General features: G+C 67.7%; 10 protein-coding genes. 4 read left to right on the top strand and 6 right to left on the bottom strand.

Annotated elements, in window-relative coordinates:
- Positions 1-197: 197 nt before the first annotated feature.
- Positions 198-1,124, top strand: coding sequence for a D-2-hydroxyacid dehydrogenase (locus U9979_RS13190; RefSeq protein ID WP_322748593.1), 927 nt, complete (start codon positions 198-200; stop codon positions 1,122-1,124).
- A 101-nt stretch (positions 1,125-1,225) separates the two neighbouring features.
- On the opposite strand, the gene U9979_RS13185 is transcribed toward U9979_RS13190, so the two are convergent.
- From U9979_RS13185 to U9979_RS13160, 6 genes are all read right to left on the bottom strand, one after another.
- Complete coding sequence (locus U9979_RS13185; protein ID WP_322748594.1) at positions 1,226-1,759, bottom strand: hypothetical protein; 534 nt, start codon at positions 1,757-1,759, stop codon at positions 1,226-1,228.
- Positions 1,760-1,932: 173 nt separating this feature from the next.
- A complete protein-coding gene (locus tag U9979_RS13180) occupies positions 1,933-2,580 on the bottom strand; it encodes a zf-HC2 domain-containing protein (RefSeq protein WP_322779611.1) in 648 nt (215 codons plus the stop codon).
- Positions 2,577-3,119: a sigma-70 family RNA polymerase sigma factor gene (locus tag U9979_RS13175; protein ID WP_322748596.1), complete on the bottom strand. Its 543-nt coding sequence runs from the start codon at positions 3,117-3,119 to the stop codon at positions 2,577-2,579. The genes U9979_RS13180 and U9979_RS13175 overlap by 4 nt, the downstream gene beginning before the upstream one ends.
- Before the next feature lie 24 nt (positions 3,120-3,143).
- Positions 3,144-4,358 (bottom strand): S1C family serine protease, encoded by a 1,215-nt coding sequence (locus U9979_RS13170; RefSeq protein ID WP_322779610.1) that lies wholly within the window; start codon positions 4,356-4,358, stop codon positions 3,144-3,146.
- A gap of 292 nt (positions 4,359-4,650) precedes the next feature.
- A complete protein-coding gene (locus U9979_RS13165) occupies positions 4,651-5,319 on the bottom strand; it encodes a TetR/AcrR family transcriptional regulator C-terminal domain-containing protein (protein WP_322748598.1) in 669 nt (222 codons plus the stop codon).
- Positions 5,320-6,289: 970 nt separating this feature from the next.
- The gene (locus tag U9979_RS13160) at positions 6,290-7,003 is read right to left on the bottom strand and encodes an MBL fold metallo-hydrolase (RefSeq protein ID WP_322748599.1); all 714 of its coding nucleotides are present in this window, start codon (positions 7,001-7,003) and stop codon (positions 6,290-6,292) included.
- A 336-nt stretch (positions 7,004-7,339) separates the two neighbouring features.
- Here U9979_RS13160 and U9979_RS13155 point away from each other — a divergent pair, with 336 nt between their 5' ends.
- From U9979_RS13155 to U9979_RS13145, 3 genes are all read left to right on the top strand, one after another.
- Positions 7,340-8,437: a hypothetical protein gene (locus U9979_RS13155; RefSeq protein WP_322779609.1), complete on the top strand. Its 1,098-nt coding sequence runs from the start codon at positions 7,340-7,342 to the stop codon at positions 8,435-8,437.
- Between the two features lie 262 nt (positions 8,438-8,699).
- A complete protein-coding gene (locus U9979_RS13150) occupies positions 8,700-9,497 on the top strand; it encodes an alpha/beta hydrolase (RefSeq protein ID WP_322779608.1) in 798 nt (265 codons plus the stop codon).
- 64 nt (positions 9,498-9,561) lie between these two features.
- Entirely contained in the window at positions 9,562-11,022 is a 1,461-nt protein-coding gene (locus U9979_RS13145; RefSeq protein ID WP_322779607.1) for an NAD(P)/FAD-dependent oxidoreductase, read from the top strand.
- The last annotated feature ends 95 nt before the right edge of the window (positions 11,023-11,117 follow it).

Here is an 11,117-nt window from a genome sequence, read left to right as displayed (position 1 = left end):
CGGACGCCAAGTGTGCCGGACACAAGGTACGGCGGACACAATGTGCGAACGGCCCGGATCGGCCGTGTCGGGTCGTAGCCGGCCTTCTGCGCGGACCGTCGACGGTGGGGCGCCGCTCGCCACTGTCGAGGTAGCGTTCGCAGGTGCCATCCGTCCATGTGGTGACCACCGCAGCCGGGGCCAGATCGATCGGCGACATGAAGAGGCGAGGCCGACTGCCGCTCGCGGTGTACCCGCACATGCCCGGTCGGTTGGGCCTGACGGCCGACCAGGCGGCGGTATTGTGGCGCAGCGGTGGACCCGGCGCGGAGAATGGTCGGTTCTGGCTGCGGGCGTGTTTGAATGCCTACCCCGGACTCGCCTGGATTCATTCCGACTCGATGGGGGTCGACGACCTGCCACTGGCGGAACTGGCGGCTCGGCAGATAGTACTGACGAATGCGGCGGGCGCACATGCCCGACCTATTGCCGAATGGGTCATGCTTGGTGTGCTCATGGCAAGTAAGAGGCTTGTCGACTTCCTCGGGCGCTGCGCCCACGGTATCTGGGATACCAGCATCGTTCCGCGGGATCTGGTGGGCCGGCGTGCGCTGCTACTGGGTCTGGGTTCGATCGGCACGGAGGTAGCGAGGCTACTGGAGCCCCTCGGGCTTGACGTCGTGGCCGTGACCCGCAGCCCACGAGCCAGGGCGGTGGCCGGGGTCACGGCCGTCGTGCACGACGGCTCGTGGCGGGAGATGCTCGCTGACACGGACTTTCTTGTGTGCACGCTCCCGCTCACCGACCGGACCACGGGCCTGCTCGGTCAATGGGAACTCGCGCAGCTGCCGTCCCATGCGTGGATCATCAGTATTTCCCGTGGTCCGGTCATCGACCAGGATGCGTTGATCGCCCTGTTGGACGCCGGCCGCATCGCCGGGGCCGTTCTCGACGGCTTCAGCCAGGAGCCGCTGCCTGCGACGGATCCGTTGTGGCAGCGGCCGAATGTGGTCGTCCTGCCGCACCACACCTGGTGCTCCCCGAGCAGTCGGTCCCGGCTCGAGGTTCTCTTCGCCCATCAGCTCCGTCGATGGCTGGCCGGTGAGCGCCTGCTTAACGTGGTCGACTGTCGTCGCGGTTACTAGGACGTGGTGATGCACCGAAAAGAGGGCTGTTCAACCGGCATTGATGGACATTTCATCATGATGGTCGTCGGGGCACTGCCGCCTTGACCGTGACCGTCTGCCTAATCGGTGTCGATCTTGTTTCCCGAGGGCGCCAGAACATACCATTTTGCGCCGAACCCGTTGATTCCCTGACCGTTGACGTCCCCGGGGCTGGTATCACCGACGTAGTAGTAGAGCGGGTGGCCGCCGTAGGTGACCTCCCGCGTCCCGTCAGGTCGGGCCGTGGTACCGAGCAGAGCGACAGTGACGCCGGCGCCGGCTGTGGGCGCGCCCGCGGCGACGTATGGCGGCCAGGCCGCCGCGCAGGCTCCGCTGCACGACGATGTGGTGCCTTTATCTGCCTCGAAGAGGTACAGGGTCCGTCCGCCGGCGCCGACCAGGACATTACCGACCTTGGTCGGGCCGACAGCGACGGTCGCCGCCGTCGATACCGCCGTACCGCCGGTAGAAGGTACCGCCCCACCGCCCGTGGCAGGCGTCGTGTGGGCCGGGGTGCCGTAGCTACTCCCGGCACCGTCGTCGCTGCTGCCTGCGCACGCGGCGAGGACGGTGGCCACCGCCATGGTGGACACGATCATGCTGATTTTCTTCATCACGGCTCCCATTCGCTCTGACCGCCGGAGGACAGCCGTCGCTCGTCCCGGCGAGTGGTCACTGTTCATCACGTCCGGGCCCGCCCGGCGGTTCAACCCCCGCGCGGGTCGGCACAGCCGGCGACAGGTCGGCGGGCGGCGAGCGGCAGGTGACAGGCGGGCCACCGGCGGAGTCAGAGCGGTGCGCTCACCAGACGGCGGCCGTCGTCGGTCATCACCAGTACCTCACGGATCTTCTCGCGCGGCAGCCGTGTGCTGCCCTGGACCCGGGCATCCCCGGCGTAGGTCGCGACCCAGGTGGCGGCGACCTCACGTGTGCCGTCAGTGGCCACCACCACCAGCTGGCAGTGTTCCTCCGACGGCACCCCGCTGACAGTGATCGTTAGACTGGTACCGACGCCGACCTGTGCGAACGAGATCGTCGTATGCACCCGTGTCGTCGAATCCGTGGCGGACACGACCGTGCGTGCCGGGGGGTCGGACCCGGATATGCCCAGCCCTGCGGCAGTGCCGCTCACCGCGACCACTGCGGCTGCCGCAACGGCCAGCAGTCGATGACGGCGGCGGCGGCGCTGCGCCGTCACCGCCCGGGCGGCCGTGACCATCCGCGGTAGCAGGTCCGGCGATGGTGCGGGCAGTCCTGATGCCGCCTCCTGGGGGCTCAGCCTCGACAGCAGCCCGGGCAGCTCCGCAAACTCGCTGAGCGTGTCCCGGCAGCGGGTGCAGCCGGCCAGATGCGCCTGAACCGCGGTTCGTTCGGCTGGCTCCAGTGCCCCGAGGACCAACGCACCGAGCGTCAGCTCAGCCTGCTCGCACCTCATCTGCTCACTCCCCGCTCCCGCAGGGCGAGCTTCAGCGCCCGGAGCCCGTAGAACGCCCGTGACTTCACCGTCCCGACCGGAACGCCCAGAGCTTCGGCGGCCTCGGCCACCGACCGGCCCCGGTAGAAGGTCTCGACAATCACCGCGCGGTGTGCCGGACTCAGCGTTGCCAGCGCGTCCGCGACCAGCCAACGCTCCATCGCACGCTCGATGTCGTCCGCCGCGGGGACCTCCGTGACATCGACATGCGACACTTCGTACGGCCGTGACCGCCGTGCCCGGTACTGGTCGCACGCGATGTTGTGGGCCACAGTGAGCAGCCAGGACCGGATCGAGCCGCGATCGGGGTCCGCCACCGCGTCCAGGCGTCGCCATGCCCGCAGGAACGTCTCCTGCACAATGTCCTCGGCCCGTCCTCGGTCCCCGTCCGTCAGCCGGTTCGCATAGGTGAACACAGCGCTACCGTGCTCCTCTTGGAGCGCGCGTAGGACCGTTTCCTCGTCCCGGCGAGCCGTCACCTTCTCATCACGGCTGAACATGTCCGATGGTTCAGACGGATGCTCTCATCCACGCGGCTGGCTGGACCCGGACTGCCGGCCGGGCCGGCGACGGCTGGGCCGCGCGGGCCGCTGGCCGACCTGCGGCAAAATCGCGCGCACCGGCGCGACCGGAGCATTCCGCCGGCCGTCGGCGCCGTCTTCGCCTTCGTTCTGGACGTCGCCAGTGCGCCTGGCAGCCGTTGTCATCACGACCCGCGCGGCGGGCGAGCCGGGCCGGGCAGCGGTCGCAGTGCCGGTTGCGGTACCGGCTGCGGCGCCACGGCCATCGTCACCGCCCGTAGTGCCCGCACCGCCCGCGGTGCCCGCGGTGCCCGCACTGCCCGCGGTGCCCGCACTGCCCGCGGTGCCCGCGGTGCCCGCAGGCTTTGCGGCCTCGAGCTGATGAGCGACAGCCATCGCATGGTTGATCGGGATGGAGTACCCGGCCCGCATCCCGGCCGGCAGATACTCGTTGAACATCGTGGCAGCGGTGTCCATACCGACCACCTGACCCGCCGCGCTGACCAGCGGACCACCGGAGAAGCCGGGTTTGATCGCGAGGTTGGTCCTGATGAGGCCGGTCAGCTGCTCGGCGTTGCCGCCACCGGGGTCGGTGGCGGTGATGCTCTGGTTGAGGGCGGTGACAGCGCCGGTGACGACGGTCGGTGCCCCACCCTCGGCATTGCCGACGGCTGCGACGGAAGCGCCTATCGAGATCTTCGCCGAGTCTCCGATCGGCACTGTGGTCAGCCCGGCAGCGCCGCGCAACTGGAGCACGGCGACATCATTGGTTGCGTCGGCGCCGACGACCGCGGCTGGATACGCGCGTCCAGTGCTGGCGACGGTGACGGTTATGCTTGCGGCGTCCTGGATGACGTGATTGTTGGTGAGCACCTCACCGGCGGAGTTCAGCACCATGCCGGTTCCCGCGGCGGACCCGCTCTGCGAGGCGAGCGTGGAGACAATGCGCACCACACCCGGCGTGACCCGGTCTGCGACACCGGATCGCTGCGAGGGAATGGGGCTGCCGGTCGCCGCGGTGACCAGGCCGGGAGCGGCGAAGGTACGGATGGCCGGACCCGGGACGATGGTGGCGTCGAGGAGACCACCCGCCATACCGGACGCAGGGGTCCCCGTACCGATCGCGACGGCGGAGCCGGTCATGCACGCCGTCACACACCCAAGGGCGGCTGCCCGCAGTCGCCACGCGGAGGTACCGGGACGCTCCTCACCCACCATGCGGACCTCCTCGTGAGTCAACCGCCAGGGCTGGCGCCGCCAGAGCCCCGCGGTTCGAGCCCCTGCCGCTTTGCCGCACCTGCCGGCTGCCGACTGCCGACTGCCGGACCTCGACCACCGCGATCGAGGTCCGGCGGCCTAACCCAATCGCGTGGCCGTCCCCGGGCGATCACCGAACGGTCAGATGGGGGGCACATCACGCCGAAACCACTGCCAGCCCACCCGCATCGCGCCGTTCGGTGATCGCCCGGTGATCGTTCAGTGATCCTTCGGTGATCGCGCTCCCTTTCTGCTACCGGCCCAGACGTTGGCGGAGCCCGGCCAGGAGTATCTCCATCCCGAACCGGTACTCCTCGTCATGATCACAGGTCGCAAGATCGGGAACGGCCGCGGCCAGCGCGGGGAAGCCGCCCGCCTGGAGCTCCTCGATCTGTCGCGCCCACACCCCAGGCGATGGGGACCGCTCGACCAGCGAACTGCCGCCGCCGGCGAGTTCGCGCAGGAGGGCCCCGGTATGAAGAGCGACGATGGCGCGTATCGCGTGGACGGAGGTGGCCTTGTCGAAGCCGGCGTCAGCCAGCAGAGCCACCCCGGTATCGAACGCCCGGATAGCCACTTTCGAGCGCACCGGCCGGGTGGCCAGTAGAATGAAGGCAGCAGGATGAGCCAGCGCCACGCGGCGGAATTCATTGGCAATGGCCTGGACCCGGTCTTCCCATGGTCCGATCGTCGCCGGGGTTATATCGATTTCATCGAGTATGACCGTAGTCACCCCGTCGAGTACCGCGGCCTTGTTCGGAACGTGGTTGTACAGGGACATAGCCTCCACTCCGAGCACGCCAGCGAGACGGCGCATGCTGAGCGCGTCGACGCCGTCGCGATCGACGAGTCGGACAGCGGCATCGATGATCCGCTCACGACTGAGTGGCTGGCGGGTGCCGGCTCGGTTGCTCTTCGCCATGTTGGCTACTGTCCGTCCTCGGTTCACGGGACCTGTGGCTGCGCGAGACACGTGCCCGGCAGATCACCATCCGGTCATTCGGCGAACAAGGGGACCGGACGGGCCGGGTCGGAGCAGTTGAGAACTTACACGCGGCTGCTAATCCGGCGCCTGCGAACCCACCTCGCGATGACAGAGAGTCGCAATCTGGGTCGTCACGTCACGCAAGAGCGGGAGCGGCACAGATAGGGATGACGGTGCGGGGTACTGCGACTGCTACGGCGAATCCGCAGCCACGGGCGGGGAGGCGGGCCCGTCCGTGGCTGCGGATCGCGGTCTTCGGGTCGCGGTCTTCGGGTCGGCAGCGGCGACGCCGAGGACCTCTCGCGGGTGGTGCGCTCACCGTCGACGGCGTTCGACGTTCCGAGCTTGAACTTCTCGTGCTAGCGGATCCGTTGGTAACGGAAGGTCACCAACGCAACGACCGTTGCCCCTGGCAGCCCGTGCTTCCACTACCTGAAGTAGTTGCGGTGGAGCGATTCGTCGCCGTCCCAGCGGCCGGACACGGTGCCTGCCGGCAGAGCGTTCGTGGCCATGGCGGGTTTCTTTCTCTTCCTTGACTTACGGCGTAAGGGTGTCCTGGTACCGTGCCACGCCGACTGAACGTTGTCAACGCACACAGCTTCTGGTGGGGCCGGCCGGTGGGCTATCCCACGCATCTGCGGATCGGCAGGGGGATCCAGGTCACGGCGGCGGAGAATTCGTTGGGTAATCGGTTGAACCCAGGATGGTATTACTGGTAATGCCGATGAATTGGCGGCGGGATCGGCACGGAGCGCAACATCGCCGGGGCCGCCGCGACATGAAGCATGATCGACAGGTTCCGTCGACGGGGGCGGTCGTCCGTGGTGTCCGGGCTTGCCGTCGGTCCCGTGGCTGCCCGGTCACCAGGCATCGAGCGCGTCCCGGTCGACAATGCGTCCCGGTCGGATTACCGGCCGAACATCATCCGCCATTGTTCGATGGTACGAGGCCGGAAAACGGTATTGTCGCGCCGAACCGTCGACATTGGCGCCGACGGCTGTGCTGAATAGAGATGCCCGGGAAAGACGACCGGGTCGTCCGGGAGCGCGGCCAGCGCTCGCAGACTTGTGTACATGGCGTCGGGGTCACCGCCCGGAAAGTCGGTACGTCCACAGCCTTCCAGAAAAAGCGTGTCGCCTGCGACCAGTCGCCCGCCGTTCACCAGGAAACACTGGCTTCCGGGCGTGTGCCCGGGGGTGTGCAGCAGCCGGATGGCCACCGCGCCGACATCGACCACGTCGTCGTGGTCATGACTGACCAGGTCGGTGGCGCCGACCCCGGTGGTACGCCGCACCCATTCGGCTTCGTCGCGGTGTACGTGCACGGGAACCTGAACGCGGCCGAGCAGATCGTGCAGCCCGGGGAGGGAGAAACCGAGCATCTCGCCACCGACATGATCGGGATGATGGTGTGTGACCAGCACGCCGGTGAGCCGCATGCCGTCACCGGCAAGGGCCGCGAGGATGTCGTCGATCGCATACGCCGGATCGACCACGACCGCGTCCCGGGTTTCCTGATCGCCGATCAGGTACGTGAAGTTGACCATCTGAGTCGCGATCGGGTCGCCGACGGCGTAGTCGCGCCCGGACAGCAGCTGACGGAAGTACAGACGGTTGACCATGGGCCCAGGTTACGGCGGGCGCACCGTCGACGCTGCCGGGCGCTGCGCCGCGCTCGGTGTGGAGGGCCAGAACATTCTCTCGATCAAAAACCCCACATCGTTGCTATCAGTCACGGCTTGGAGATGTCACCGTCGGTCGATGTCAGCGTCGGCTACGTTGACCGTGGGTAGCGTACGATCAACTGGGTGTGTGGTGGGCGGCCTGGCGGTGTCGAGTCGGCACCGAGTATGACAACTGCAATCTTGCGGACGCGAGGCGTTCGTCCGGGCATCACGTGGACGTCGTTCTCCGCTGCTTTGTTCCCAGTACCCGTCTCATCGTCAGAAAGGTCATCCATGACCTCCCGTCGCAAGGTCGTCGGATTAACTGCTGTGATTCTCGCGTTCGGCTGTGTTGCCGCCGGCGTGACCGCCACCGCGGCCAGCGCCAATTCCAATGACACCGATCGACACGACTCCCAGCATTACCCGCGGAGTTACGAGATCGGGCTCTTCGGCGACATGCCGTACGGTCCCAAGGGCCGGGCGCAGTATCCCAACGTCATCGCCGACATGAACTCCCAGAACCTGGAGTTCTCCGTATTCGACGGCGACATCAAGAACGGCAGTGAGCCGTGCTATGCAGATGTTGACGGTTCCGCGCAGCAGGCTGGTCAGCCGGATGTCTACAAATACTCCCTGAATCTGTTCAGCCAGTTCCGGGATCCGGTCGTCTACGTTCCTGGCGACAACGAGTGGACGGACTGTGACCGGCCGTCCACCGTGGGGCCGACGTTCGATTCGGTCGACCGTCTGAACTACCTCCGCCAGGTTTTCTTTCCGGACAACCGGAGCCTGGGGAGTCGTACCATCCGGCTGACGAGGCAGAGCCCGCAGTACCCGGAGAACGTGCGTTGGACGCGTGGCCCGGTGACCTACGTCGGCATCAACGTCCCCGGCAGCAACAACAACTACATTCCCGACGGTGATGTCAAGGACGGCCCGCAGGCCGAGGCCAACGCGGAGTATGCCGCGCGTAACGCTGCCAACCTACAGTGGATCACCGATTCCTTTGCGGCGGCAAAGGCGAGCGGCTCGACAGCCGTCATGATCACTTTGCAGGCCGACATGTTTGGTGACAATCCCACTACCCCGGGTGGAACGACTACCGACCCGACCGATCATTTCGCCGACACCAAGGCCCTGCTGGCCCGCGCGGCGGTCGACTTCGGTAAGCCGGTTGTTCTGGTCAACGGTGACAGCCACTACTTCACGGTGGACAAGCCGCTCAGTGATGACGCGGGGAATGTGATCGAGAACTTCACCCGGGTGATGACGTTCGGTAGCTCGCTCAACCACTGGGTCAGCGCTACGGTCGACCCGACGGACCCGGCGGTCTTCAGCTTCCACCAGCACATCGTCACCGCGAACCTCCCCGTCTATACGTTCAACTGAGAGCTCCGTTGGAGCTCGCATGTGATCGGCGGGTCACCTCCAGGCGGTTCCCGGTCGGGCTGCCGGCCGAACCGGTATCAACCTACTAGCATGACATGTCGGCACCACGCCTGAGATAGGTGACCTGAGATAGGTGACCTACGTAGGTGACCTGAGATAGGTGGATCGTATCCGCCCCCCTTGACAGTTCTGACTTCATCGGCTTTGACTATTCATTTGTGCGTCGGTGGACTGGTCGGGACTGTCGAGGGGGAGCAGGATCATGAAAACGCTGAGTGTGCCAGTAGTGTTCATCCATGGTCTGTGGCTGCACTCGACGAGCTGGCGGAACTGGACCGAGTTGTTCACAGAAGCCGGCTATGAGACGGCGACTCCCGAATGGCCAGGGGCCGGCGCCACGGTCGAAGAGGCCCGTGGGAACCCGGAAGCGCAGGCCGGCAAGGGACTGAGCGAGATCATCAGTCATCACGGCGAATTTCTGCAGACCTTCGCCGCCAAGCCGATCGTCATCGGCCACTCCTTCGGCGGTCTCATCGCGCAGAGCCTGCTCGGCCAGAATCTGGCCGCGGCCGCGATCGCGATCGATCCAGCGCAGATCCGAGGTGTTCTGCCGCTGCCCGTCGCTCAGCTCAAGTCCGCGTTCCCGGTCCTGCGGAATCCGTTGAATATTACCAAGAGTTTCGTCCCGAACAAGCAGGAGTTCAGGTATGGATTCGGCAACGAGCTGAGCCGCGAGGAGTCCGACGAGCTGTATGACATGTGGACGATCCCGTCCCCGGCCCGCCCGTTGTTCGAAGCCGCGACCGCGAACGTCGCGCCGAATTCCCCGGCGAAGGTCGACGTGAAGAACTCGACCCGCGGTCCACTGCTCATCATCTCCGGCCGCCAGGATCACACGGCTCCCGATGCGGTCGCCCGCGCCACCGTCAAGTGCTACCGGCATTCGAGCGCGGTGACCGACCTCAAGCAGTTCGACCGTGGTCATTCCCTGACCGTCGACCATGGCTGGCGCGAGATTGCCCAGACCTCCCTGGACTGGCTTCGATCGCAGGGCCTGTAGGTACCGCCAGCTGGACTGCTCGACGGCTCTCGATGGGGCCTGCGCCGGGCGATACCCTGCCGACGTGGCAGCGAGTGCGGACGGGTTCGACGCGGTCGTCGTCGGCTCCGGTCCCAACGGGCTCACGGGCGCGGTCACGCTCGCCGAAGCCGGCTGGCGGGTGCTCGTCATCGAAGCCGCGCCGACCGCCGGCGGCGGGCTGCGCACCGAGGAGCTGACCCTGGCGGGGTTCCGACACGATGTATGCGCCACCGTGCTGCCGCTGGCGCTGGCCTCGCCTGCGCTGCGTGCGCTGCCACTGGCGGCGGAGGGCCTGCGTTGGGCACATCCGCCGGTGCCACTCGCGCACCCGTTTGAGGACGCGCCGGCGGCGCTGCTGCACCGCGATGTCGTGCAGACGGACACCGATCTCGGGGCGCGGTCGGGGTGGAGCCGACTGCTCGCCCCGCTCGCCGCCGACGCGGACCGCCTCGCCACCGGCCTGCTCGCCCCGCTCGATCTGCCCCCGCCGGCCCCGGTCACGCTGGCCCGGTTCGGGGCCCGCGGGCTGTGGCCGGCGACGATGCTCGCCCGGCTGGCGCTGCGGGGCGATCGTGGCCGCGCGCTGCTCGCCGGCCTCGCCGCCCATTCCATGCTCGACCTGGGCCAACCCATCACCGGCGGGTATGGGCTTTTCCTCGCGGTGCTGGCGCATGCTGTCGGCTGGCCACTGGCCGTCGGCGGGTCGCAGTCGCTCGCGGACGCCCTGATCGCACGGCTGCGCCGGCTCGGCGGGGAGCTGGTCACCGACAGCCCGGTGCGGTCTCTCGCCGAGCTGCCGCCGGCGGCAGCGGTGCTGCTCGACCTGACCCCACGCCAGGTGCTCACGGTCGCCGGCGACCGGCTGCCGGCCGGCTACCGGCGCGCGCTGGCCCGCTACCGGTACGGGCCGGGTGTGTTCAAGGTCGACTGGGCGTTGGACGGTCCGGTGCCGTGGCGGGACCCGTCCGTGGCCGGCGCCGCGACCGTGCACCTCGGGGGCACCCTCGCCGAGGTCACCGCGGCCGAACGGACGGTGGCCCGCGGCGGGCATCCCTCCCGCCCGTTCGTGCTGTTCGTACAGGCCGGTGTCGCGGATCCCTCCCGTGCCCCCGCCGGGCGGCACACCGCGTGGGCCTACTGCCATGTGCCGTCCGGTTCCACCGTTGACATGACCGAGGCGATCGAAGCGCAGGTGGAGCGGTTCGCACCCGGGTTCCGGGACCGGGTGCTGGGTCGGCACACGATGTCACCGAAGGCGCTGGAGGCGCACAACGCCAACGAGATCGGCGGGGACATCGGCGGTGGCACCGCCGATCTGCGTCAGCTCATTGCCCGCCCGGTGCTCTCAGCCCGGCCGTGGGCCACACCACTGCCCGGGGTGTACCTGTGCTCGGCTGCGACACCGCCTGGTGGCGGTGTGCACGGGATGGGGGGTGCGCACGCCGCCCACCTTGCTCTCCGTCATACGGGAGGTGCGCTCAGTAGGAATCCTGGTGGTCGCTGAGCCCGGACTCGCCGCTGCTGCTGAGGAATTTTCGGGCCGCGGCCTGGCCGTTCGCGAACAGTCGATCGCGGGTTTCCCGGTCGAGTGCGAAGTCG

It is taken from the genome of Protofrankia sp. Cas4, from assembly GCF_963555915.1.
Lineage (GTDB): Bacteria > Actinomycetota > Actinomycetes > Frankiales > Frankiaceae > Protofrankia.
Note: the sequence above shows the minus strand (reverse complement) of the source record. Positions and strands in the feature narration are given on the sequence as shown.